24 protein-coding genes are annotated in these 24,301 nt (G+C 61.2%); 13 read left to right on the forward strand and 11 right to left on the reverse strand.

Going from position 1 to position 24,301, the window contains the following annotated elements:
* Positions 1-42 precede the first annotated feature (42 nt).
* Complete coding sequence (gene rpoH / locus ACR0NY_RS00890) at positions 43-939, forward strand: RNA polymerase sigma factor RpoH (protein ID WP_170339116.1); 897 nt, start codon at positions 43-45, stop codon at positions 937-939.
* 60 nt (positions 940-999) lie between these two features.
* Here rpoH and ACR0NY_RS00895 read toward each other — a convergent pair whose 3' ends face one another.
* Positions 1,000-2,178 carry a dipeptidase gene (locus ACR0NY_RS00895; RefSeq protein ID WP_170368298.1) on the reverse strand — a complete coding sequence of 393 codons (1,179 nt, stop codon included), beginning with the start codon at positions 2,176-2,178 and terminating at the stop codon, positions 1,000-1,002.
* 147 nt (positions 2,179-2,325) lie between these two features.
* Here ACR0NY_RS00895 and ACR0NY_RS00900 point away from each other — a divergent pair, with 147 nt between their 5' ends.
* From ACR0NY_RS00900 to ACR0NY_RS00910, 3 genes are read left to right on the forward strand one after another with little or no spacing between them, the layout of a single operon-like run.
* On the forward strand, positions 2,326-3,300 hold the full coding sequence (locus ACR0NY_RS00900) for a Gfo/Idh/MocA family protein (protein ID WP_170368299.1): 975 nt from the start codon (positions 2,326-2,328) through the stop codon (positions 3,298-3,300).
* A 57-nt stretch (positions 3,301-3,357) separates the two neighbouring features.
* A complete protein-coding gene (locus ACR0NY_RS00905; protein ID WP_170368300.1) occupies positions 3,358-3,627 on the forward strand; it encodes a DksA/TraR family C4-type zinc finger protein in 270 nt (89 codons plus the stop codon).
* Positions 3,624-4,511 carry a DMT family transporter gene (locus ACR0NY_RS00910; RefSeq protein WP_170368301.1) on the forward strand — a complete coding sequence of 296 codons (888 nt, stop codon included), beginning with the start codon at positions 3,624-3,626 and terminating at the stop codon, positions 4,509-4,511. The genes ACR0NY_RS00905 and ACR0NY_RS00910 overlap by 4 nt, the downstream gene beginning before the upstream one ends.
* A gap of 18 nt (positions 4,512-4,529) precedes the next feature.
* Here ACR0NY_RS00910 and ACR0NY_RS00915 read toward each other — a convergent pair whose 3' ends face one another.
* The 4 genes from ACR0NY_RS00915 to ACR0NY_RS00930 all read right to left on the reverse strand — a co-directional run bounded on the left by ACR0NY_RS00915 (position 4,530) and on the right by ACR0NY_RS00930 (position 7,921).
* Positions 4,530-4,766, reverse strand: coding sequence for a hypothetical protein (locus ACR0NY_RS00915; protein ID WP_170368302.1), 237 nt, complete (start codon positions 4,764-4,766; stop codon positions 4,530-4,532).
* Positions 4,763-6,583 (reverse strand): M3 family oligoendopeptidase, encoded by a 1,821-nt coding sequence (locus ACR0NY_RS00920; RefSeq protein WP_170368303.1) that lies wholly within the window; start codon positions 6,581-6,583, stop codon positions 4,763-4,765. Before ACR0NY_RS00920 ends, ACR0NY_RS00915 begins: the two co-directional genes overlap by 4 nt.
* A gap of 70 nt (positions 6,584-6,653) precedes the next feature.
* Complete coding sequence (locus ACR0NY_RS00925) at positions 6,654-7,631, reverse strand: alpha/beta hydrolase (RefSeq protein WP_170368304.1); 978 nt, start codon at positions 7,629-7,631, stop codon at positions 6,654-6,656.
* The gene (locus ACR0NY_RS00930; RefSeq protein ID WP_093961784.1) at positions 7,631-7,921 is read right to left on the reverse strand and encodes an SCP2 sterol-binding domain-containing protein; all 291 of its coding nucleotides are present in this window, start codon (positions 7,919-7,921) and stop codon (positions 7,631-7,633) included. The genes ACR0NY_RS00925 and ACR0NY_RS00930 overlap by 1 nt, the downstream gene beginning before the upstream one ends.
* Before the next feature lie 68 nt (positions 7,922-7,989).
* Between ACR0NY_RS00930 and ACR0NY_RS00935 the strand changes: the two genes are divergently transcribed.
* The 6 genes from ACR0NY_RS00935 (at position 7,990) to ACR0NY_RS00960 (ending at position 13,823) form a co-directional block, all read left to right on the forward strand.
* Positions 7,990-8,559 (forward strand): tetratricopeptide repeat protein, encoded by a 570-nt coding sequence (locus ACR0NY_RS00935; RefSeq protein WP_254432866.1) that lies wholly within the window; start codon positions 7,990-7,992, stop codon positions 8,557-8,559.
* Between the two features lie 20 nt (positions 8,560-8,579).
* Positions 8,580-11,360, forward strand: coding sequence for a helicase-related protein (locus ACR0NY_RS00940; RefSeq protein WP_170368306.1), 2,781 nt, complete (start codon positions 8,580-8,582; stop codon positions 11,358-11,360).
* Between the two features lie 6 nt (positions 11,361-11,366).
* A complete protein-coding gene (locus ACR0NY_RS00945; protein ID WP_170339096.1) occupies positions 11,367-11,738 on the forward strand; it encodes an RNA-binding S4 domain-containing protein in 372 nt (123 codons plus the stop codon).
* Between the two features lie 66 nt (positions 11,739-11,804).
* Complete coding sequence (gene fdxA / locus ACR0NY_RS00950; RefSeq protein ID WP_093961788.1) at positions 11,805-12,143, forward strand: ferredoxin FdxA; 339 nt, start codon at positions 11,805-11,807, stop codon at positions 12,141-12,143.
* Between the two features lie 282 nt (positions 12,144-12,425).
* Positions 12,426-12,935, forward strand: a complete 510-nt coding sequence (locus ACR0NY_RS00955) for a CarD family transcriptional regulator (RefSeq protein ID WP_093961789.1) — start codon at positions 12,426-12,428, stop codon at positions 12,933-12,935.
* A 126-nt stretch (positions 12,936-13,061) separates the two neighbouring features.
* Positions 13,062-13,823 (forward strand): ion channel, encoded by a 762-nt coding sequence (locus ACR0NY_RS00960; protein WP_170357534.1) that lies wholly within the window; start codon positions 13,062-13,064, stop codon positions 13,821-13,823.
* Here ACR0NY_RS00960 and cobS read toward each other — a convergent pair.
* Positions 13,820-14,584 carry an adenosylcobinamide-GDP ribazoletransferase gene (gene cobS, locus ACR0NY_RS00965; protein WP_170368307.1) on the reverse strand — a complete coding sequence of 255 codons (765 nt, stop codon included), beginning with the start codon at positions 14,582-14,584 and terminating at the stop codon, positions 13,820-13,822. The genes ACR0NY_RS00960 and cobS overlap by 4 nt on opposite strands.
* A gap of 79 nt (positions 14,585-14,663) precedes the next feature.
* Between cobS and cobT the strand changes: the two genes are divergently transcribed.
* Entirely contained in the window at positions 14,664-15,677 is a 1,014-nt protein-coding gene (cobT, locus tag ACR0NY_RS00970; RefSeq protein WP_170368308.1) for a nicotinate-nucleotide--dimethylbenzimidazole phosphoribosyltransferase, read from the forward strand.
* A gap of 27 nt (positions 15,678-15,704) precedes the next feature.
* Here the strand turns inward: cobT and ACR0NY_RS00975 are convergent, their stop codons facing one another.
* A complete protein-coding gene (locus tag ACR0NY_RS00975; RefSeq protein WP_170368309.1) occupies positions 15,705-17,582 on the reverse strand; it encodes a cation:proton antiporter domain-containing protein in 1,878 nt (625 codons plus the stop codon).
* A gap of 19 nt (positions 17,583-17,601) precedes the next feature.
* Positions 17,602-18,057 carry an Lrp/AsnC family transcriptional regulator gene (locus ACR0NY_RS00980; protein ID WP_170368310.1) on the reverse strand — a complete coding sequence of 152 codons (456 nt, stop codon included), beginning with the start codon at positions 18,055-18,057 and terminating at the stop codon, positions 17,602-17,604.
* A gap of 145 nt (positions 18,058-18,202) precedes the next feature.
* Between ACR0NY_RS00980 and hppD the strand changes: the two genes are divergently transcribed.
* Positions 18,203-19,300 (forward strand): 4-hydroxyphenylpyruvate dioxygenase, encoded by a 1,098-nt coding sequence (hppD, locus tag ACR0NY_RS00985; protein ID WP_170368311.1) that lies wholly within the window; start codon positions 18,203-18,205, stop codon positions 19,298-19,300.
* A gap of 60 nt (positions 19,301-19,360) precedes the next feature.
* Here the strand turns inward: hppD and ACR0NY_RS00990 are convergent, their stop codons facing one another.
* Positions 19,361-21,391 (reverse strand): hypothetical protein, encoded by a 2,031-nt coding sequence (locus tag ACR0NY_RS00990; protein ID WP_170339084.1) that lies wholly within the window; start codon positions 21,389-21,391, stop codon positions 19,361-19,363.
* A gap of 164 nt (positions 21,392-21,555) precedes the next feature.
* On the opposite strand from ACR0NY_RS00990, the gene ACR0NY_RS00995 reads away from it, so the two are divergent.
* Complete coding sequence (locus ACR0NY_RS00995; protein WP_170368312.1) at positions 21,556-22,251, forward strand: SIMPL domain-containing protein; 696 nt, start codon at positions 21,556-21,558, stop codon at positions 22,249-22,251.
* An 8-nt stretch (positions 22,252-22,259) separates the two neighbouring features.
* On the opposite strand, the gene ACR0NY_RS01000 is transcribed toward ACR0NY_RS00995, so the two are convergent.
* Positions 22,260-22,964 (reverse strand): GNAT family N-acetyltransferase, encoded by a 705-nt coding sequence (locus ACR0NY_RS01000; RefSeq protein ID WP_170368313.1) that lies wholly within the window; start codon positions 22,962-22,964, stop codon positions 22,260-22,262.
* Between the two features lie 6 nt (positions 22,965-22,970).
* Entirely contained in the window at positions 22,971-24,263 is a 1,293-nt protein-coding gene (locus ACR0NY_RS01005) for an O-acetylhomoserine aminocarboxypropyltransferase/cysteine synthase family protein (RefSeq protein WP_170368314.1), read from the reverse strand.
* Positions 24,264-24,301 lie beyond the last annotated feature (38 nt).

The following is a 24,301-nucleotide window of genomic DNA, read 5'->3' on the forward strand; positions in this document are numbered from 1 at the left end:
TCCATGTTAAGGGCGTAAACATTTGTCCAAGGGACGTGATACATGGCAAATTACAAAAATCTCCCCGTGCCTACGCCAGAAGGTGGGCTGAACCGGTATCTGCAGGAAATCCGCAAATTTCCCCTGCTGGAGCCGGAAGAGGAGTACATGCTGGCCAAACGTTGGGTCGAAGAGCAGGACACCGAAGCGGCGCACAAGATGGTGACATCGCATCTGCGACTGGCCGCCAAGATCGCCATGGGCTATCGCGGCTATGGTTTGCCGCAGGCCGAGGTGATTTCCGAGGCCAATGTGGGCCTGATGCAAGCCGTCAAGCGGTTCGATCCGGAAAAAGGCTTCCGTCTGGCGACCTATGCGATGTGGTGGATCCGCGCCTCGATCCAGGAGTACATCCTGCGATCCTGGTCACTGGTGAAACTGGGCACCACCTCGGCGCAGAAAAAGCTGTTCTTCAACCTGCGCAAGGCGAAGGCCCGGATTGGCGCGTTGGAGGAGGGCGACCTGCACCCGGACAATGTCAAGCAGATCGCCAACGATCTGGGCGTGACCGAAGAAGAGGTCATCAGCATGAACCGCCGCATGTCGGGCGGGGATGCGTCGCTGAACGCCACGGTCGGTTCCGACGGCGAAGGCACCATGCAGTGGCAGGACTGGCTGGAAGACGAAGATGCAGACCAAGCCGGCGACTATGAAGCCCGCGAAGAGCTTGAGGTGCGTCGCGAGTTGCTGACCGAGGCGCTGGACGTTCTGAACGACCGCGAAAAAGACATCCTGACCCAGCGCCGGTTGATGGATCAGCCCGTGACGCTCGAGGAACTGAGTACGCAGTACAATGTCAGCCGCGAACGCATCCGTCAGATCGAGGTGCGCGCCTTTGAAAAGCTGCAGAAAAAAATGCGTGAGTTGGCGCGTGAAAAGGGCATGCTGGCCAGCGCCTGATCACGGCAATCAGATGAACAAGCGGCCCGGGGAAACCCGGGCCGTTTTTTGCGCCATGTCCTACTGCAGTTGCTGGCGGAATACCCGTACCATGTTTTCGCCCATGACCTTGCGGATCTGAGCTTCGGTCAGGCCTTTGTCCAGCAAGGCCGAGGTCAGCGCCGCCAGTTCCGACGTGTCGAATGCGGTCTCGACCGAGCCGTCATAGTCGGACCCCAGCGCGACATGGTCTTCCCCGACCGTCTCGATGGCTGCCTTGATCATTTTGGCAATTCCCGACGGGGCGATGTCGCCGCAGGTGACGTCTGCCCAGTATCCCATGCCGATGACACCGCCGGTCGCCGCGATTTCCTTCATCAGGTCATCGGGATAGTTGCGCTTGACCGGGCAGAACCCGTGCAGTCCGCCGTGGCTGACGATCAGCGGCTCGTCGGTCATGTCCAGCACGTCGCGCGCCACTTGCGGGCTGGAATGGGCCAGGTCGATCACCACCGGGCGTTTGGCCAGTTCGGCCACCACCTGCCGTCCGAATTCGGTCAGGCCCGTGTTCCCGGTGCCGTGCAGCGAGCCGCCCAGTTCGTTGTCGAAGAAATGCTGCAGCCCGAACACCCTGTGGCCTGCATCGAATATCGGGTCGAGATTGGCCAGATCGCCCTCCAGCGGATGGGCGCCTTCGATCCCCAGAATGCCGCCCACGACCTTTTCGCCGCGCGCGCGGGCCTCGAGCACTGCGTCCAGATCCGCGCGTGTCTTGATGACCTTGAGATGTCCGCTTGAGGCCGCCTCGAACCGGTGCAGTTTCTCGGCCTGATAAATCGCGCGTTCCTTAAGGCTGTCCCAAGTCCGCAGCGGCCACAGCTGACCAATGGCCAGAAGGGTGATGTTGTCGAATGCCTCAGCCGAGTTTGCCTCGTAATTCTGCCCGGCCGGTGATTTGGTCACGGCGGTGAACACCTGCAGGGCCACGTTGCCTTCGATCAGTCGGGGAATATCCACCTGGCCGCGGGTTCCACGCTCGGTCAGGTCGCGGCTCCACAACAGCGGATCGGCATGCAGGTCGCCCACGATCAGGGTTTCGTGCAGAGCAGCGGCGGTGTCGGACACCGGATATGGGTCGTGGTCGATCACGTTGTTGCGCGCGTTTTCGACATACGGCGGCACAACCACGAAAAATATCGCGGCCCCGATGACGATCACAGCCGCCGTGAGGCTTGCCAGCCATTTCAGAAATCTTCTCACGTTAGTCCCTCCCGTTTGTCATGCGCAGATTACGGGTGTCCCGCGAACAGAAAAGCCTGACTTGGCGTCGCTTGGCTGGTACAGAGGGCGCAACGGATGTTGGCGCAAACACTTTGGCGCCGAACATGGTCAAATACGGAGGACACGATGCACAAGCCGGTTCAATGGGGCATTCTGGGGGCCGCGAAATTCGCACGCCAATTCATGGGGCCGGCGATTCATTCGGCTTCGGGCGCGTGTTTGTCTGCCTTGGCGACTTCGGATCCGGCGAAAGCCGAGCCGTTTCAGGACTTCTGCCCGGACCTGAAGGTGTTTGATGACTATGACGCGTTGCTGGCTTCGCCCGAAGTTGAGGCGGTCTACATTCCGCTTCCGAACCACCTGCATGTCGAATGGAGCCTTAAGGCGCTGGAGGCTGGCAAGCACGTTCTGTGTGAAAAGCCGATGACCATGCGCGCCGAGGAGTTCGACGCCCTGATCCAGAAGCGCGACCAGACCGGGCTGGTGGCGGCCGAGGCCTATATGATCGTGCACCACCCGCAGTGGCAGCATGTGCGCAACCTGATCGCCGATGGCACCATCGGTGATCTGGTGCATGTCACGGGTGCGTTCAGCTTCGACAACCGCGCGGACACCGGCAATATCCGCAACCGCGCCGAAACCGGCGGCGGCGGGCTGCGCGACATCGGCGTCTATGTTATCGGGTCGGCCCGTTTTGCGACGGGGCAGGAACCGGACACCGTGCAATCGGCCATCCGCTGGGAGGACGGCATCGACGCGTTCACGGAAATCCGCGCGCAGTTTCCGGGCTTTACCTATTCGGCCTATGTCTCGATCCGCATGCATCCGCATCAGGAAATGGTCTTTCACGGAGAGCGCGGCCTGATCCGCCTGACCGCGCCGTTCAACGCGCGGGTGTTCGGCGAGGCTCGGGTCGAACTGCATCGCCCGGGTTTGGAAGTTCTTGTGACGCGTTTCCCGGCCGACGATCACTACAAGCTGCAGGTCGAGGCGTTTTGCCGAACCATTCGCGCTGGCGACGAATACCCGTGTACGCTCGAATTCTCGCGCGGGACGCAGGCGATGATCGACCGGGTATTCGACGGCGCAACGCCGCTCTGACTTGCGTGATCAGCCGCCCCGCGCCTAAACTGGAGAGCACCTGAACAGGAGGGGGCCATGGCCGGAGGCTGGGCGCGCGACGGCGCTGTAAGTGAACAGATCGAGGCTTCGATTTCAGACGAGCTGGCACGGATGCAGGCGATAAAGCGTCCGGTCGGCGAAAGCCTGACCCATTGTGCAGAGTGCGAAGAACCGATCCCCGAAAAGCGCCGAATGGCCATCCCCGGGGTCAAGCTGTGCCTGGATTGCCAGCAAGAGCGTGATGGTGCCTTCAAGGCCCGCGGCGGTATCAATCGGCGCGGCTCCAAGGACAGCCAGCTCAAGTGAAGGGGCCCGGCAAAGACGGCGGTTCCCTTTTTCAGGATGGCCTGTTTCTTGGGTTCTTGGCCGCATTTCTTTGGGGCACGCACAGCGTCATCGTGCGCTACTTGACCGGAGATCTGGGTGGCATGCAAATTGCCACAAGCAGGCTGTTAATAGCTGCTTTGGCCATATACGTCATGTTGCGTGCGATGAATGCGCGGGTTTCCGTTCAGTTCCGGGATTGGAACTTCCGTCTTGCGGTTTTGGCGACGGTCATAAACTACATTCTGTTCCATATTGGGCTTGAACACACCGGTGCAGGCAGCGCGATGGTGTTGGAAAATACCGCACCGTTCTTTGTTTTGGTTTTCTTGTATTTCTTCGCCGACACCCCTGTTGGAAGAACCGATGTTCTGGCGACCCTTCTGGCCATCTTCGGGGTCTTTCTTACGGTTTTCCGCGATTTCGAAGGCGGCGGGGACCCGGTTCTGGGGGATATGATGGAAATTGGGGCCGGGGTCAGCTGGGCTGTGTTCCTGATCGCCAGCAGCCGGGCCATGCGCGCGTCGAAATCGACGGCCGAGCGTCTGAATTTCCTGTTTGGTGTGTTCCTGTGCTCGGCTGTAATTCTGCTTCCGCTGTCCGTATTTTCCCTGCGGATGCCGTCCGGCAACGATTTGGTGTTTTTGGTTTTGCTGGGCGTTTTCCCGACTGCGCTGGCCTACTACCTCTGGTACGAGGCGGCCGCGCGGGTATCGACATTGACCGCGACCCTTTTGTTCGCCACCTCGGTGGTGTTCACCTTCGTCAATTCGGCAATTTTTCTGGGGGCACCGATCACCCCAATGGCTGCAATTGGGGCGGGATTGATCGTATTCGCGGTGTTCCTGACGACCAGAATAAACTAGGCGACAGCCGGAACGGGGTTACCGGCGGCGCCACCAGCGCCGCAGCAGGTTGACGTCCATGGCGGCCACCATGATGCCCAACGGGATCATCCAAAACCCCAGAACAGGAAGGAAACCGAAGACGCCGGCTACGATCAACAAAAGTCCCACGACAAACCGCAGCCCCCGCGGGACACTGCGGCGGATCTGGGCGAGGACAGGGCGCAGGCGGTCCTTGATGGCCCGCCAACGCCCCTTGTCCGTTGGGTCTTTCACCCCTCCAGGGCCTCCAACTCGTCGATCATCCCCGAGATCATCGACAGGCCCTTGTCCCAGAATTTCGGGTCGCTGGCATCCAACCCGAACGGGGCCAGCAGCTCTTTGTGGTGCTTGGAGCCGCCAGCGCGGAGCATCTCGAGGTACTTTTCCTCGAACCCGTCCGCGCCGCTTTCATAGACCGAGTACAGCGCGTTCACCAACCCGTCGCCGAATGCATAGGCGTAGACGTAGAAGGGCGAATGAACAAAGTGCGGGATATAGGCCCAGAAGGTCTCGTACCCGTCCATGAATTCAAACGCCGGGCCAAGGCTTTCGGCCTGAACGCTCATCCACAGGGCGTTGATGTCGTCCGGCGTCAGTTCCCCCTCGCGGCGGGCGGTATGCAGCTTGCATTCAAAGTCGTAGAAGGCGATCTGGCGGATCACCGTGTTGATCATGTCCTCGACCTTGCCGGCCAGCAGAACCCTGCGCTGCTCGGGCGTTTCGGCCTGATCCAGCATCTTGCGGAAGGTCAGCATCTCGCCGAAGACACTGGCGGTTTCGGCCAGGGTCAGCGGGGTCGAGGACAGCATCTCGCCTTGATCGGCGGCCAGCACCTGATGCACCCCGTGGCCCAACTCATGCGCAAGCGTCATCACGTCGCGCGGTTTGCCCAAATAGTTGAGCATCACATAGGGGTGCACATCGGTCACGGTGGGGTGCGCGAAGGCACCCGGGGCCTTGCCCGGTTTCACTGCCGCGTCGATCCAGCCTTTCGAAAAGAACGGCGCTGCGATGTCGGCCATGCGGGGATCGAATGCGGCATAAGCCTCCATCACCGTCTTCTCGGCGTCTTCCCACGACACGGTGCGGGTGTCTTCCATCGGCAGCGGCGCGTTGCGGTCCCAGACCTGCATCACATCCAGACCCAACCATTTGCGCTTGAGCTCGTAGTACCGGTGGCTGAGCTTGGGGTAGGCGGCCACGACCGCCTCGCGTAGGGCTTCGACCACCTCGGGTTCGACATCGTTCGCCAGGTGCCGCGCGGTCTGCGGGGTCGGCATCTTGCGCCAGCGATCGATGATTTCTTTTTCCTTGGCCTGCGTGTTGTGGACGCGGGCAAAGGTTTTGACGTTGTCTTGGAACACGCGGGCCAGTTCGCGGGCCGCGGCCTCGCGTTTGGACCGGTCCTGTTCGGTCAGCAGGTTCAGGGTGCCTTCGATGTTCAGCTCGTCGCCGTTTACGGTAAAGGTCAGCCCGGCGATGGTTTCGTCGAACAGCCGTTCCCACGCGTCGCCGACCACCCCCAGATCATGCAGGAATTTCTCCAGTTCGTCCGACAGTTGATAGGGCTTCATCGCGCGGATGCGGCGGAAGACGGGCTCGTACCGGGCCAGGTCCGCGTTGGCCTTGAAATGGGTGGCCAGCACGTCATCGTCGATGCGGTTGATCTCGAGCGTGAAGAACACCAGCGGCGTGGTGAACAGCGTGACCTTTTCCTGCATGTCCGACAGGAACTTGGCGCGCTCGGCATCCGTGGTCAGCTGGTAATATCGCAGTCCGGCAAAAGACATGATGCGCCCGGCGATGGCGTTGATCTTTTCGTTGCGCTGGACACAGTTCAGCAGACCCTGAGCGTCAAGATCGGCCAGCTTGCCTTCGTAATCGGCGGCAAAAGCCGCGCATTCCTGCTCCAACCACTCAAGGTCGCGGGTCAGTTCCGGCGCGTCCTGCCCCTTGTACAGATCGTCCAGGTTCCATTCCGGCAGGTTGCCAAGGTTGTCGGCGCCGCCACCGGCATTTGCGTCTCGGACGGGGAAGGGAAGCTCGTGCATGGAACACCTCTATTGTCTGCGTCGGATCACATCTAGGCGCAGGGCGCGCGGATCACAAGCAGCCGAGGTGTCAGCGCGTCATCGCAAGTTCGGGTGTCTGACCGTTGGCGGCGGCCGAGAAATGCGCGGCCATCTCCTCGAATACGGGGCCGCGGACCTCGGGCGGTTCCATCATCACCTCGTGTTCGCCGTCGGGGATCTCGACCAGTCGTCCGCTGGGCCAGTTCGCCATGCGCGCCCGGATCGCCTTGCGGTCCACGATCTGCTCGTGGCTGCCAAGATAGGTCAGACAGGGAATGTCGGGGGCGGTCTGCGCCATCAGCCAGGCGCACTCGTCCAGTGCCTCGCGTAGCCAGATGGTCGACGGCGCGCCCAGGGCCAGTTCGGGATGCGCTTTCAACTGATCCTGCATCATCCGGTACATCCCGGGATCGCGGGTCAGTGCGTTGCCCGCGAAAGGCTGGATCAGAACATAGCTTTCCAGTGACGTGGTCGGGGGCGTCTTTTCGCCCAGCCCGATCCGAGGCCCCCAATAGGCGGTCAGACGGCTGAGCGGTTTCATCAGTGGGGTGAAGAAAATGCCCCACATCGGACCCGTGAAGGCACAAGAGGCAAACAGGCCGGTTTCCAGAACCGCGCGCATCCCGATCGCGCCGCCCATCGAATGGCCGATCACGTGCCAGGGTTTCGGCAGGCCAAGCTGCTCGGCCAGTTTCAGCGTTTCGCGCACGTCCTGCTGATAGTCGGTAAACTTGTCCACATGGCCGACGCGCGGATCTTCCAGCAACCTGTCAGCCAGACCCTGTCCGCGCCAATCCACGGCAACTACGGCAAAGCCGCGTTGTACGAACTCACCCGCTGTATTGCCATATTTTTCAATATATTCCGTGCGGCCGGGAAAGATCATCACCGTCCCGGTCGCCTCACCTTCGGGGCGCCAGTGGCCCACGCGAATGCGTGTGCCGTCGCTTGTGGTCAACCAGTGCGCGGCGCCGCCGGCGGGACCGCCGGCCACATCTTCAAAGAACGGGGCCGGCGACAAATCCATCAGGCCAGCACCGAGGCAAGCTTCATGGCAACACCCATGTCGCCGTCGACGCTCAGCTTGCCGGCCATGAACGCACCCGTGGGGTTCAGCTCACCGCTGAGGATCTGCTCGAACGTTTCCGCGTCGGCGCTCAGGGTGACTTCGGCGTCCTCGTCGCTGACCCGCGCACCGTTTTCATCCAACACGATCGAGCCGAGGTCGGCGATGGCGAATTTCGCCGACGAATCGAAATCGCCACCCGACAGTTTTTCGTTCAGCGCGGCTGCCGCTTTTTCAAGAGTGTCGCTCATGGTCTTCCTCATTTGTTAGTGCGCCGTGAATGGACATCCGCGGTCGCAACGCTACACTGATCATTGTTATGAGCATTGCAATCAACAATCTCAAAGGTACCGTTGCGGCATTTGCCCTCGTAGTCATGTATTCCACCACTGGGATTGCGCAACAGGCCGATTTGCGGGACGAAGCCGAGCTGCTGCGGCAGCTTGCCGAAGCGTCGCCCGAGCAGGCAGCCGGTCTGGATCGGCAACTTCAGTCGCTGTGGTCGCAATCAGGGTCTGCCTCGGCTGATCTGCTGCTTGAGCGCGGACGCGAAGCACTGGACGAGGGCAATGTCGAAGCCGCGTTGGACCATCTGACGGCACTGACGGACCATGCGCCCGATTTCGCAGAAGGTTGGCATGTGCGCGCCTCCGTGTTTTTTGGGCTGGAGCGGTTCGGCATGGCGGCTGCCGATCTTGAGCACGCGCTTGCGTTGAACCCGAATAATTACGAAGCCATTTACGGGCTTGGCCTGATCTTTGAGGTGCTGGGTCAGCCCGAACAGGCCTATGTCGCCTATTCCCGTGCGCTGGCTATACATCCCCATCACGAAGAAGTAACCAATGCCGTGAATCGGCTGAAACCGCAGATTGCGGGCAAGGCGCTTTAAGGTCCGGGCAGGGGGCAAAGGTGAACGGGGCATCCGGAATCGTGGCCGTACTTGGCCCGACCAACACAGGCAAAACCCACTATGCCATCGAACGCATGCTGGGGCACCGGACCGGTGTCATCGGCCTTCCGCTGCGGCTGCTTGCGCGCGAGGTCTATGACAAGATCGTCGCCATCCGCGGCCCCTCGGTGGTGGCCCTGGTGACGGGCGAGGAACGCATCGTTCCGCCGCGCACGAAATACTGGGTCTGCACGGTCGAGGCGATGCCCGAGGGAATGGGCACCGATTTCGTGGCCATCGACGAAATCCAGCTGTGCGCCGACCCCGAGCGCGGTCATGTGTTTACCGACCGGCTGCTGCGGATGCGTGGGACGCACGAGACACTTTTTCTGGGTGCCGACACGATGCGCGGCCCGATCGCGGCGCTGGTGCCGCAGGCGCAGTTTGCTCGGCGCGAGCGGATGTCGCAACTGGTCTACACCGGATCCAGGAAGATCAGCCGTATGCCGCCGCGCAGCGCGATCGTCGGGTTCTCGGTCGAGAACGTCTATGCCATTGCCGAGCTTCTGCGGCGGCAAAAGGGTGGGGCGGCCGTGGTCATGGGCGCGCTCAGCCCGCGCACGCGGAATGCGCAGGTCGAGCTGTACCAGAATGGCGAGGTCGACTATCTGGTCGCCACCGATGCCATCGGTATGGGTCTGAACCTGGATGTGAACCACGTGGCGTTTTCGTCCCTGTCCAAATTCGATGGCCGGCGCATGCGGCCGCTGGCCCCGAACGAACTGGCCCAGATCGCCGGCCGCGCCGGGCGCGGCATGTCGGATGGTACCTTCGGCGTGACGGGTGAAGCACCGCCGCTGGACGAAGGCGTGGCGCAGGCCATCATGGACAGCCGGTTCACGCCGATGAAAAAGCTGAACTGGCGGAATGCCGCCTTGCGGTTCGGCTCGGTCGATGCGCTGATCGACTCGCTCGAGGCCAGCCCGGACAACGAGCATTTGGTCAAAGCCCGGCCCGCCGACGACCTGAACGCGCTGAAGTCGCTGGCCCAGGTGCCCGAGGTTGCGGCCCGTGCCAGCGATGGTCCGTCGATCCGCCTGTTGTGGGATGTCTGTCGAATCCCCGATTTTCGGGGCATCAGCCATTCGGAGCATGCCAGCCTGCTCGAATCGATCTTCGGACATCTGCACGAACGCGGCACGATCCCCGAGGATTTTCTGGCGCGCCAGATCCGCCGGATCGACAGAACCGACGGCGATATTGATGCACTGTCCAAAAGGTTGGCATATATTCGCACGTGGACATATGTTGCGCAACGAAACGGCTGGGTGCGCGACGAATCCCATTGGCGCGCGGAAACCCGCGCTGTAGAAGACAGGGTGTCAGACGCTTTGCATGAACGTCTGACGCAAAGATTTGTGGACCGGCGTACATCTGTTCTGCTGCGCCGGCTCAAACAGAAGGAGGCCCTTTTGGCCGAAGTGAATGACAAGGGTGAAGTGACCGTCGAAGGCGAATTCGTCGGTCGTTTGGAAGGGTTCCGGTTCATCCCGGACAAAAGCGCGCAGGGAACCGAGGCGAAAGCGCTCAAATCGGCCTCACTGCAAGCACTCGCGCCGCAATTCCATCTGCGTGCTGATCGCTTCTACAATGCGCCCGATACCGAAATTGATTTTACCGATCAGGGTGGCCTGATGTGGGGCGAATATGCCGTCGGCAAGCTGGTTGCCGGGGCCGAACCGCTCAAACCGATGGTCGAAGTGTTCGTGGACGAGGCCGCAGGGCCGGAAGTTGTGCAGAAGGTGCAGCGCCGCCTGCAACACTTCATCGACCGCAAGATCGCGGCGCTGTTCGAGCCCCTGCTGAACCTGTCGCGCGACGAAGAACTGACCGGGCTGGCCAAGGGATTTGCCTTCCGCATGGTCGAGGCGTTGGGCATCCTGCCGCGTGCCGGAGTCGCACAAGAGGTCAAGGATCTGGACCAGGACGCCCGTGGCGCGCTGCGCAAGCACGGCATCCGGTTCGGCCAGTTCACCATCTTCATGCCGCTGCTGCTGAAGCCTGCCCCGACGCGCCTGCGTCTGGTGTTGTGGGCCCTGGCAAATGGACTTCAGGAGTTTCCCGAAGCGCCGCCGCCGGGCTTGGTGACGGTGCCCGTCGCCAAGGGCGCGCCCGAGGGCTATGACACCATGTGCGGCTACCGCAATGCGGGCGAGCGTTCGATCCGTATCGACATGTTGGAGCGTCTGGCCGACATGCTGCGCGCCGAAGACAGCCGGGGCGGTTTCGAAGCCAAGGCGGACATGTTGTCGATCACCGGCATGACGCTGGAACAGTTCGCCGACCTGATGCAGGGGCTGGGCTACAAGGCCGAGCGTGGTGAACGGACCAAGATCAAACCGGCTCAGCCGACCGAGCAACCACCGGCGGCAACCGCCGAAGCACAGGCCGAGACCGCCGAAGCTCCGGCAGAGACCGCCGAAGCCGAGGCTACCGACAGCACCGAGGCTGAAGCCGAGGCCACGGCCGCAGACCCGGCATCGGACGAACCCGAAGTCGAGGTGTTCTACACCTTTACCTGGGGTCGTCAGGCCAACCGGGGGCCACGTGGAGACCAAAGGCAGGGTCGGGGCAAACCGGGCGGAAAGCCTCGGGATGGTCGCGGCAAGCCGCAGGGCAAGAAAGGTGGCAAGCCGCAAGGGGCCAAGACCTTCTCGTCCCGGCCGCCCAAAAAGGAAAAGGCGATTGATCCTGACAACCCGTTTGCCGCTGCGCTGATGGGTCTGAAGGACGGCAACTGATCGCTGATGGCCGACGCACCGGCCAAGCTGCGGATCGACAAGTGGCTGTGGCATGCGCGGTTTTTCAAGACCCGCAGCCTGGCCGCCAAACAGGTCAGCGGCGGGCATGTGCGCATCAACGGCGACCGGGCCCAGAAGCCGGCGCAAACCGTCGGGCCCGGTGACGTTCTGACTTTCGCTCAGGGGCGCGTTATTCGCGTTGTTCAGGTCGAAATCCTGGGCGCGCGACGCGGCCCGGCGACCGAGGCGCGGACGCTGTACACGGATTTGACTGAAGAGAAGGATAATCCGCCACAAAATCCGGGTTTCGAAGGAAAAGGTCGTCCGACCAAGAAGGATCGGCGCGCGCTTGATCTTTCTCGCACCCCCAAGGGCTGATCTTCTCTTGAAGATGGGGGCAGACTGAATTAGCTAGTCGCCCAAACCTCTGACGGGAATTGGACCATGACCTACGTTGTCACCGAGAACTGTATCGCCTGCAAATACACCGACTGCGTCGAGGTATGCCCGGTGGATTGCTTCTATGAAGGTGAAAATACCCTGGTCATCCATCCGGATGAATGCATCGATTGCGGCGTGTGCGAGCCGGAATGCCCGGCGGACGCCATTCGCCCGGATACCGAACCGGGAATGGAGCAGTGGGTCGAATTCAACCGCAAATACGCGGAACAATGGCCGGTTATCGTAACCAAGAAAGACCCGCTTCCGGGCGCCGAGGAGCGCGACGGTGAAGAGGGCAAGATGGAGAAATACTTCTCCGAGGCACCGGGCGAGGGCGGCTGAGCGATTCGGGTCGCAAAGCCCGTAAGACAGCTGTAAGTTTTTGCCTTAATGCGCTGAAAAAAGTCACAAATTCCGAGCCGAAGGCCCCGTCCGCTTTCAGGTGTCTTAATTTTGTGATATACTCATGTGGCAAATGATGATCGAGATGGGGACGACTCCGTAAGTATGCTCACTTTGGAGTTCTGAGTTTTTGACATGTAATCAGCCTGACAGGGGTCGCGGGTGACCCCGGTTAGGTTTTTTGTCGCTTTTTTCCCGCTCTGCAACCAAGGAAACACGTGCATGACAAAGTCGAAGAAGCTTGAGTTCCGTCCGAACGACTATGTTGTCTACCCTGCACATGGGGTCGGGCAAATCATATCGATTGAAGAACAGGAAGTCGCTGGATACTCGCTCGAGCTGTTCGTCATCTCATTCGAGAAAGACAAGATGACCCTGCGGGTGCCGACCAACAAGATCACTGAATCCGGTCTGCGCTCGCTCAGCTCGCCCGATGTGATCAGCCAGGCGATGAAGACTCTGAAGGGCAAAGCCAAGGTAAAACGTGCCATGTGGTCGCGCCGGGCGCAGGAATACGAACAGAAGATCAACTCGGGTGACCTGATCTCGATCGCTGAGGTGGTGCGTGACCTGCACCGCACCGACGACCAGCGTGAGCAGAGCTATTCCGAGCGTCAGCTCTATGAAGCCGCGCTTGAGCGTCTGACGCGCGAAGTTGCGGCCGTGTCCGGTTCGGACGAAATCGCAGCGGCCAAGCAAGTGGACGAAGTCCTGACCTCGCGCGCGGCCTGATCGGGCTTTGAAGCAACACCAAAGGGCCGCTCTGGTTTCAGAGCGGCCTTTTTCATGCCCGATCGCTTGGTTCGCGCCGCCTTTCCAGCTAATTTCCCAGTCATTGGAACCGTGTACGGGTCAGTCATGAAGCAGACGGTCAAGGCACTCTATATCGGCAGAGGGGCGGTTTCGGTCTGGTTCCGGTACTGTCTGATCCTGTTCGACCTTGCCTCGATCGTGTTTTTCGTGGCGACAGCGAACATTCCGCACGGCCCAGGATTGATTGCAGTCAGCTGGGCGGTGGGGCTGATCATACTCCTGGACTTCTCGGCTCGGATGTGGATTGCGAAAGACCGCAAGAAGCTGCTGTTCAAAATCTACACGCTTGCGGATCTGGTCGTGATCGCCTCGCTGATCCTTGACCCTTTCCTGACCGGCAGCCTTGCGTTCCTGCGGATTCTGCGCGCGCTGAGACTGATCCATTCCTATCACCTGTTGCATGATTTGCGTCGCGACAGTGAGTTTTTCCGAACCCACGAGGATGCGGTCATCGCGGCCGTGAACCTGTTGGTGTTCATTTTCGCAACATCCACCGCCGTACTGGTTTTCTATATCCCCGAGGACAGCCAGACCCCGTATATCGATGCGCTGTACTTCACGATGGCGACTCTGACTACGACAGGTTTCGGCGACATCACACTGAACTCTCCGGGCGGCAAGCTGTTTTCCGTGTTCATAATGGTGGTCGGTGTGGCGCTTTTCGTGCGGCTGGCTCAGGCCATTTTCATGCCACAGAAAGTACGCCACAAATGTCCCAACTGCGGCCTGTTTCGGCACGACCCGGATGCCGTACACTGCAAACATTGCGGTGAGACACTGCGGATCAAAACCGGCGGTGTCGGCTAGAGCAGGGCTGCAACGGCCAGCAGGAAAGCAACCTCGGACAGCTGTTGAGAAGCCCCCAGGATATCACCGGTCTGACCGCCAATCTTGGTTTTGGCTATGATTGCCAGAACCACGGTTGCGGCTGCCGCACAGGCGACGGGCAGAAGGGCGGTCCAGCCCAGAAGGGCCAGAGAGAAAACGAAAGCCAGCCCAAGACCGGCTGCAACCGACAAAGTCGGAGGGGCGCCGACGCTATGGCTCAGCCCGCTGCCGCGGGCGTTCGGCAGGCCCGCCATCATTGGTGGCATTAGGGCACGGGAAAACACAGCCGCCGCTAGAATTCCGGCCGGACTTCCTGCCGCCAGTAGTGTTGCGACCGCCGAGATCCTGAGCAGTTGAATGACCAACAAGGCCAACACCCCATAGGTGCCGATATGGCTGTCCTTCATGATCTCGAGTCTGCGTTCGGGTGTATATCCGCCCCACAGCCCATCCGCGGTGTCGGCCAGCCCGTCCTCGTGCATGGCTCCGGTCGCAGCGATCAGAACGGCGACAGCAAGGATAGCGCCGACTGTCCCGGAAAGGCCCACGGCCATCGCAGACCAGCCTACGACGCAGCCCAAGCCGCCAACGACCAGCCCGGCCGCAGGATAGGCCCAAGCGGCTTTGGACTGCCGCTCGAAGAGCCATTTGGGCAGCACGGGCAAAGGCAGCCGCGTCAGAAGAACCAGAACCAGCGGCACGTCCCATGGCGAAAAGGTTCGAGTGTCGTTTTTGTGCACTTGCGCGCCTTTCGAGGGGTTGTTGCTTTGCCTGCTTCGGTTAAACACGCAGGACCACTCCGATGCAACGAGGCTTTGAATGCTGCCTGAACTCAATGATCTGAATACCTTCCGCGACGCCTTGCGCAATGTCCCGGGCCCGGATGAGGCTGCAAAGCAAGGGGCTGCCGACCGCAACGGACAGCTGACCAAGCCGCCGGGTGCGTTGGGCCGGCTCGAAGATCTGGCGATCTGGTATGCCGGTTGGCGCGGGGATGCCCGACCGCAGATTGAGGCACCTCAGGTGATTGTATTTGCCGGCAATCACGGCGTGACGGCGCAGGGTGTTTCGGCCTTTCCGCCCGAAGTTACGTTTCAGATGGTCATGAACTTCGAGCACGGAGGCGCGGCCATCAACCAATTGGCCAAAGCGGCTGGGGCCAAGATGACGGTACACGCGCTGGACCTGGATCGGCCGACGGCCGACTTCACAAAGGCCCCGGCAATGTCCGAGGACGAGCTTCTGACCGCTCTGCAGACCGGCTGGAACGCCGTTGACCCCACCGCAGACCTTCTTGTCGTTGGCGAAATGGGTATTGGCAACACCACCCCTGCAGCGGCCATCGCCTGCGCGTTATTCGGCGGAGAAGCCGCTGATTGGACCGGGCGTGGAACCGGTGTGGACGATGCGGGCCTTGCCAACAAGACGCGCGTCGTTGCCGAAGGTGTTGCTCTGCACGGAGCATCTGACGACGGGCTTGAGATCCTGCGGTGTTTGGGAGGGCGCGAGATCGCGGCCATGGCAGGGGCCATTGCAGCCGCCCGAATTCTGCGCATCCCGGTCATTCTGGATGGGTTCATCTGCACCTCGGCTGCGGCTTGCCTCGATCGTCTGGCGCCGGGAGCGCTGGACCATGCCGTTGCTGGCCACCAGAGTGCGGAAGGTGCGCACGCGGCAATGCTGACCAAGCTGGACAAAGCGCCCTTGCTGAGCCTCGGGCTGCGGCTGGGCGAAGGGTCGGGGGCCGCGCTGGCCATCAATATCCTGAAAAGCGCCGTCGCTTGCCATTCGGGTATGGCCACCTTTGCCGAAGCCGGTGTGTCGGACGGTTGAGCTCGGCTGACCCGGGATATCCCCGGGTCAGGCTGACTTCTTTTCGTTCTTTTCGGCCAGTTCCAGCAGGGCGGTCTCGAGGTCCTTCTCCAACTCGCGCGCGCGTTCGATGTACTTTTTGTTCTCGGCCGTCGGCATGCCGGGAACCCAGAGTTCAGCCAATTCGCGAATTGCCTGCCGATCGTGGTGATAGAAGGTCTGCTGTGCTTGCGCGGCCTCGTATTCGCTCAAACCAATGTTCTCCAGCACATAACGCCCGGCCCGCAGAGAGCTGTCGAACAGCTCACGCACGATGTCATCAGCGCCGGCCTGATACAGCTCGTACACATGGGTCCGGTCATGCGCGCGGGCGACGATGTGAAGGTCGGGGCGCTGCCGGCGGGCGTAGCCGACCAATCGGGTCACTTCCTTGCGGTTGTCCATCGCGGCCACCAAAACGGAAGCCTTTTCAAGGCCCGCAGCCCGCAGCAATTCGGGACGCGTCGGATCCCCCAAGAAGCCTTTGACGCCGAACCGACGCATCAGTTGGATCGTTTCGATATTGTGGTCCAACACCACCGTCTTGAACCCGCTGGCGCGCACGAGCCGGTTGACGATCTGTCCGAACCGCCCAATTCCCGCAATGATGACGGGACCTTTTTCGTCTATTTCCTCGGGTTCAACCTCGGGTGAGTTGTCGCGGATGTGGCGCGAAAGGTAGTCATAGATGATGAACAGAAGCGGTGTGATCAGCATGGTCAGGGCAATGATCATCAACAGCTTCTGCGACAGGGCCGGGGGAATGACATTCTGCTTGGTCGAAAAGGCCAGCAGCACGAAGCCGAACTCACCCGCCTGAGCCAAACCCAGCGTGAACAGCCAATGGTCGCGGCCGCGCAACTTGAATGCACGACCAACGGCATACAGGATCAGGCCCTTGACCAGGATCACCAGCAGGGCCAGTCCGATCAGGTCGAACGGGTCGTTGAAAAAGTACCCGACGTCGATCCCGGCCCCGACCGTGATGAAGAACAGGCCCAGCAGCAATCCCTTGAACGGCTCAAGGTCGCTTTCCATCTCGTGCCGGAACTCGGAACTGGCCAGGACGACGCCAGCGAGGAAGGCGCCCAACGCCGGGGACAGGCCCACCAGCGTCATCAGGAACGAGATCCCTACTACGATCATCAGGGCCAACGCCGTGTACATCTCGCGCAGGCGGGTGGTGTGGATGAACCGGAACAAGGGACGGGTCAGGTAGACGCCTACCACGATCACGAATGCGATCGCACCCAATGTCACCAGCGTCACCGCCCATCCGGGCAGGCCATCGACCAATGACAACGTATGGTGCGCGTCGCCGTGCCCGTCGCCGCCGCGCGTGATTGATCCGTCATCCTCGATGAAGATGCTGGCCGGCATGGCCAGCAGTGGCAGAAACGCCAGGATCGGAATCACGGCGATATCCTGAGTCAGAAGGACCGAGAACGTGGATCGCCCGCCGTTTGTGCGCATCAAGCCCTTTTCCGACAGCGTCTGCAGCACGATGGCGGTTGATGACAGGGACAGTGTCAGCCCCACGGCCAAGGCAACTGACCATGGTTGACCCGTGTAGAAGGTAACTGCTGCAATCACGACCGTAGAGAGCGAGATCTGCAGTCCACCAAGCCCCAACAACCGGTGCCGCATATCCCAAAGTGCGCGGGCTTCCAGCTCGAGCCCGATCAGGAACAGCATCATGACGACGCCAAATTCCGCGACATGCTGCAAGTCTTTGGTTTCCGCGCCCACGAGCCCAAGGATCGGACCGATGGCGATGCCGGCGGCAAGATATCCGAGGACAGACCCTAGCCCAAGTCGCGCCGACAGGGGGACGGCGATCACGGCGGCTGCCAGATAGATCGAAGCCTGGTACAGGAACTCGTTCATCTTCTTCCTTTCCTTGCCGTCAGGTCGGCAGCGGAGCGTCGCGTTTCAGCTGGTCCATCACGACCTGGCTTTGCACCCGTGCCACCGCAGGATGGGGCAGTATCACCTCGTGAAGCAAGGTGTTGAGCGCGGAAAGATCCTCGCAATAGACATGGAGCAGATAGTCTGCCTCGCCAGTCATCGTCCAGGCGCTGGTGATTTCCGGGCGGGTTTCCACCATGCGCGCAAAACTGGATGATTGTTCGGGGCCGTGGGTGCCGAGGTGAACCTGAACGAATCCCTGAACCTGCAGCCCAAGTTTGCGCGGGTCAAGCCGCGCCGCGTAGCCGGTGATATAGCCCTCGGCCTCCAGCCGCTGACGGCGGCGCCCGGCCTGACTGGGTGACAGGTTCAGCATCTCGCCCAACTGATGCGCGGTCAGGTGCGCGTCTTTTTGCAGCGCGGCCAGAAGGCGAGTATCGGTTGCGTCCAGCATGTGCGGAGATTCTCACGTTTTTCGGGTTCTGGTGCGGAAATTTCGCAGACTTGTGTAGTTTACATGAAAAGAATGCGCAAAAACAGCGCTGAAAAAGGCGTATTCTTGAATCAGCAAAGAATTTCCTGTTTCAAGAGGACAAGCCATGGGCCCTTTCCCGCACAACGCCCCGAAATCCGTGATCAGCGCCGAGAACCCCGCCGGCACCGATGGGTTTGAATTTGTCGAATTCGCGCATCCCGAACCGCAGGAACTGCGCGACCTGTTCGCCAAGATGGGTTTCGAAAAGCTCGCTCATCACAAGAGCAAACCGCTAATCGAGCTGTGGCAGCAGGGCGATGTGACCTACATCCTGAACGCGGACCCCGACAGCTTTGCCGCGAAATTCGTGGAAGAACACGGGCCCTGTGCCCCGTCGATGGGCTGGCGTGTCGTGGATGCGCAAAAGGCCTATGACCATGCGGTGTCGAAGGGGGCCGAACCCTATGATGCGGCCGACAAGACCATGAACGTGCCCGCGATCAAGGGCATCGGCGGGTCGCTGATCTATTTCATCGACCAGTATTACGAAACCTCGCCCTACAATCAGGAATTCGAGTGGCTGAAGCAGTCCAAGCCGCGCGGCGTCGGCTTCTACTACCTCGATCACCTGACACACAATGTCTTCAAGGGCAACATGGACAAGTGGTTCAAGTTCTACGGCGATCTGTTCAACTTCCGCGAAATCCGCTTCTTTGACATCCAGGGCAAATATACCGGCTTGCTCAGCCGTGCATTGACTTCGCCCTGCGGCCGTATCCGGATTCCGATCAACGAAGACCGAGGTGAGACCGGTCAAATCGTATCCTACCTGAAGAAGTACAAAGGCGAAGGCATCCAGCACATCGCCGTCGGCAGCGAGAACATCTATGACTCGACCGATGCAATCGCCGAACGCGGTCTGAAGTTCATGCCCGGTCCCAACGATGCCTATTATGATATGTCCTTCGACCGTGTGAAGGGCCATGACGAGCCGGTGGACCGCATGAAAAAGCACGGCATCCTGATCGACGGTGAAGGCGTGGTGGACGGCGGCGAGACCAAGATCCTGCTGCAGATCTTCTCGAAAACCGTGATAGGTCCGATTTTCTTCGAGTTCATCCAGCGCAAGGGTGATGACGGCTTTGGCGAGGGCAATTTCAAGGCTCTGTTCGAGTCGATCGAGCGTGAGCAAATTGAATCCGGAGAGATTTCTGCCGCCTGATGAAGACCCAGAATTTGGAGCCCGGCCTGCCGGGTTCCATTTTCCGAAACGCGGCGAATTTTATCCGCGCGGCATCTTCAACGTGACGTTGCGGCCGCCTTTCTGATAACGAAGCTCGCTGTCGCCGATCGCGACGACTTTGCCGCCGTCAATCCGATCTCCTACCTTCAGCTTCTTGTAACGACCGCTCGGTAGTCGGACCAAGGCACGCCGATTGGCGGGAGTACCGTAAACGCCGATCAGGTTCAGACGCCGCAGGTTCAATGCATTGTCAATCGTGGCCTGGCGCGCCACCGAGGCCCGGCTGGGTATCTTGGGGGCGACGGTTGTGGGTTTGAACGATCCCGCTTCATCGTCATCCGCCTTTGCTACTGCCGCTGTCGACCCCAGAGTGGCCGAGCCGGTTGTTGCTTTTCGGGCCGCCAGAGCGGCCACGGTCGACGGACGAACGCGGGGGCGAGGGACGCGCACCACGGCCAATGCGGTGGGCGTGCGGTCCACCGCCGCGCGTTCTTGGATAGACGCCGGCCTGGATTTCGGGCGAATGACCGCCAGCTCGTCCACCGTCCGGCCGCCCAACTGCCCACGCTCAAAGTTCTCTACCAGCGTTTCCGGGCGCAGGCGTGGGCGAAGGCCGGCCAGCCGTGTGTCGTCGTCTGTGGCGGTTGGGTCGGTTTCGAACCTGACCGGCACCTGGGGGGGAACCGACGACGGGCGGCCGAGGAACACAAGGATGCCGTCGGGGTTCAATGTCCCCTCAGGTGTCGGAGTGACAAGGCCGCGGTCATCCAGCTCGAAACGGCTGCCCGCGGCATTGGGCAGACCAACCGTAGCCACCGGCTCGTCGGTATCAAAGCTCTCTTCGGCAGGAAGCGCCACAGCATCCTGCGACAGCGCCGCGTGATCAACGGACGACAGGTATACGTCCTCGGGCACCTCGGGATCTGGCAGCGGCAGCGGATCGGGCGCGGTGATCGCCAGGCCAGAGGCTTCTTCGAAATCCTCGACACTTTCCGGATCGCGTTCGACGTGCTCAACGGGCGAGGGCGCAACATTCAATGCTTCCAGAATTGCCTGATCCGTCGGCGTCAATTCGGGGGGTGTGGGTGTCTCCGGCTCGACCAGGGGTGTGCTGGCTTCAAACGTCAGGTCTTCGTCGGCCAATGCCTCGGGGTCGGGCGTGCCCTCGGGCTCAGGAGCGACTTCTGCAAGTCCTTCAGCGTCGGTCTCGGTCAGCGGCGGGGCGGCGATAGAAACTGGCGCAGGTGCCGTTTCGACGATCGGCGCAGTCGCCACCGGGCTGCCGGTTTCGTCTGAACCCGACCAGATCAATGCGACAACGGCCAGCACGACAGCGCCCGCCGCAGCGGCACCAATGTAGCGAACCGGTATGCCGGAATCTGATGCCGCAGGATTCTGTGAGGCGGTTTCAGTCGCTTCAATGAGCGAAACGAATACGTCCGGCTGAGCCGGTTCAGCAATCGGATGCGCCTGAGGCGAGGGGGCCGGATCGGGGTCCGATGCCTGCGAAGCCTGAGGCACGGGTTCTGCGTCTTGGGCCGGCGGGACAACAGCTATCTCCTCGGCCTGGGGCTCGGGCGGCGGTGTGACGCATGTCGCGCGCTCGGCGAACTCGAACTCTCCGGTGCCGGTCCAGGGCGCATCGGGGCCAAGTGTTGCAGCGAACCGAACGGGCACGAAACCGTAGCGACTGGCAAAAGCTCGGGCCTCTTCTATCGTCTCTTTCGCCACGGCAGCTACCAGAAGATCCGACCCGTTCGCACGGAGGTCATACATCAACTCGGCAATCTCGCAGCCCGTGGCCTGAGCCAATTCCGCCTCGACCACCTGCGTCACGTCGGAGTCGTCTGGGCTGGTGACCGTGAGGTAGCGCACGTGGTCCGGAGGAATCACGACCGTACAGCTCAGGTCATTCGCCAGGGCGAAACCTCGACCGCGAAGCTCGTTCAGCTGTTCGGAAAAGTCCGGCGCGTCTAGTGATACGGTCCCGATGCCAAACCATTCGTTATCCGAATAGTGCAGCAGAGTGATCCCGTTATCAGAAAGAGACAGCGCAAAAGCGGGTTTCATTATTCAAGGGTGCCGTAATTGTCTGAACCAAAGCAAACGCCCTTGCGTCCGCGCACCGAGATTAAAGCAGGAACCCGCCGAGGGAAAGGAAAAGGCAAAATCTCCCCTTGTCCGGCGAAGGCTTGCCAACCCATCTTTGATCTCAGAAAACAGGAGAGATCACATTGAAGACATTTTCTTTTTTGGCGGCGGTATTGGCGGCGACAGTTGCTGTGGCCGCCCATGCGGAAGAACGTCGCATCCAGGTTTACGGAACCGGCACGGCCGAGGCCGCGCCGGATATGGCAACCATCACGGTGGGGGTGACAAATCAAGACGCGCAGGCTTCGGCAGCAATGCAGGCGACCTCGGACGCGGTTGCCACCGTCCTGAGCCGCCTGAGTGAGATGGGGATCGAATCGCGCGACCTGCAGACCCGCGATCTGTCCCTGTCCCCGGTCTGGTCCGGACGGGGCAACGCGGATGGCGAAGCACCGAGAATCACGGGCTTCGTTGCGTCGAACCGTGTGTTCGTGCGGGTCAGAAATCTGGATGATCTGGGGCAGATCATGGATGCGGTCATTCAGGATGGCGCGAATGATTTTGGTGGTTTGACCTTCACGATTCAGGATCCAAAGCCACTTGAAGCGAAGGCGCGCGCTCAAGCCGTCGCCGATGCTGGGGCCAAGGCCGAACAATTGGCTCAGGCCGCAGGTGTAACCTTGGGTTCAGTCGTGTCGATCAACGAACAGGACGGGGGCATTCGCCCAATGCCCCAGATGCGCGAGATGGCCATGGCCGAGTCGGGCGGAGTCCCGGTCGCCGGTGGCGAGGTTTCGGTTTCGGTCACCGTGTCGATGGAGTTCGACATTTCCGAGTGATGTCAGCTTTAGCTGCGGGCCATCAGCGGTTTATGTTGTTGGCCTGCGGCATCGAAATTCTCGGGTGACAGCCAGGTTTCGAACGCCTGCCGGATGCGTGGCCAGTCCGTGTCGACGATCGAAAACCACGCCGTGTCGCGGTTGCGCCCCTTGTAATGGGTGGCTTGCCGAAATTCGCCTTCGAAGACAAAACCCAGCCGTTCGGCGGCCCGGCGCGACGGGGCATTCAGCGCATCGCATTTCCATTCGTAGCGGCGATAGCCCAACTCATCGAACACGCGGCGCATCATCAGAAACATCGTTTCGGTCGCGACCGGAGTGCGCTGCATCAGCGGCGAAAAGTGGATGTGTCCCACCTCGATTGCGCCGGCATTGCGGTCGATACGCAGGTAGGACGCCATCCCGACGGGCTGTCCGTCTTGGTCCAGAACCGTGTGGAACAGCGGATCGTCCCCTGTGCAGGTTTGGGCCAGCCAGGCGGCGAAACCAGCTTGCGATTCGAACGGGCCGTAGGGCAGGTAGGTCCAGTTGCGCCCGTCGGTATCGGCGGCAAACGCCCGGAACAGGCCGGGCGCATCCGCATTCACATCCAAGGGCACCACGCGGCAAAACCGCCCCTTCATGGGCGCGCGCGGTGGGGCCGGGCGCGGGAACTCCCCCGCAATCGGCAGGCCCACCAGCTGGCCCAATGCGTTGATCCTGTGCCCCGGCATTTTGGACTAGGCGCAGGCCTTGGACAGCGCCTGATCGAGATCGGCGATCAGATCTTCGGCATCCTCGATCCCGATCGAGACCCGTACTACGTTCGGCCCGGCGCCGGCGGCCTCTTGCTGTTCGGGGGTCAGTTGCCGGTGCGTGGTCGAGGCCGAATGGATGATCAGCGACCGCGCATCGCCCAGGTTGGCGACGTGGCTGAAGATTTCCAGCGCGTTCACCAGCTTGACGCAGGCGTCATAGCCGCCCTTGACCGCAAAGGTGAACAGGGCCCCTGCGCCTTTGCGGTAATGCTTCTTGACCCGGTCGTGATAGGGCGACGAGGGCAGGCCTGCATAGGTCACATAGTCCACGCGGTCGTCTTTCTCGAGCCAGGCGGCGATCTTCTCGGCGTTTTCGACATGGCGCTGCATGCGCAGGCTCAGCGTCTCGATCCCCATCAGCGTGTAATGCGCCGCCTGCGGGTTCATCGTCATGCCCAGATCGCGCAGGCCCACGGCGATACCGTGGAAGGTGAAGGCCAGCGGGCCGAAGGTTTCGTGGAACTTGAGGCCGTGATAGGCAGGCTCCGGCGCGCTGAGCGAGGGAAACTTGTCGTTGGCGGACCAGTCGAACTTGCCCGAATCCACGATGCAGCCGCCGGTCACCGTGCCATTGCCGGTCAGGTACTTGGTGGTCGAATGCACGACCAGCGTGGCGCCACGCTCGATCGGGCGGCACAGATAGGGCGTGGCCGAGGTGTTGTCGACGATCAGCGGAATACCGGCGGCATCGGCCACATCGGCCAGTGCGCGGATATCGGTGACATAGCCGCCCGGATTGGCGATGGATTCGCAGAACACCGCGCGGGTATCGTCGTCGATGGCGGCCTTCACCGCATCCAGATCATCGGTATCGACGAACTTGGCTGTCCAGCCAAAGCGCTTGATGGTCTGGCTGAACTGCGTGACCGTCCCGCCATACAGCCGGGTCGAGGCGACCACGTTGCAGCCCGGCCCCATCAGCGGGAACAGCGCCATGATCTGCGCCGCGTGCCCCGAAGAGCAGCACACCGCGCCAACGCCACCTTCCAGCGTCGCCACCCGTTCCTGCAGAACTGCCACCGTGGGGTTGGTCAGGCGCGAATAGATATAGCCGACCTCTTGCAGGTTGAACAAAGCGGCCGCGTGATCGGCATCGCGGAACACATACGCAGTGGTCTGATAGATCGGGGTCTGGCGCGCGCCAGTCGCCGGATCGGGGCGGGCGCCTGCGTGAATTTGCAGCGTATCAAAACCATAGGTGGGGCCGTCGGACATACGTCACTCTCCTGTTGGGTATATGCGTTGCAGAATCT

It is taken from the genome of Ruegeria sp. BJ5, from assembly GCF_056537865.1.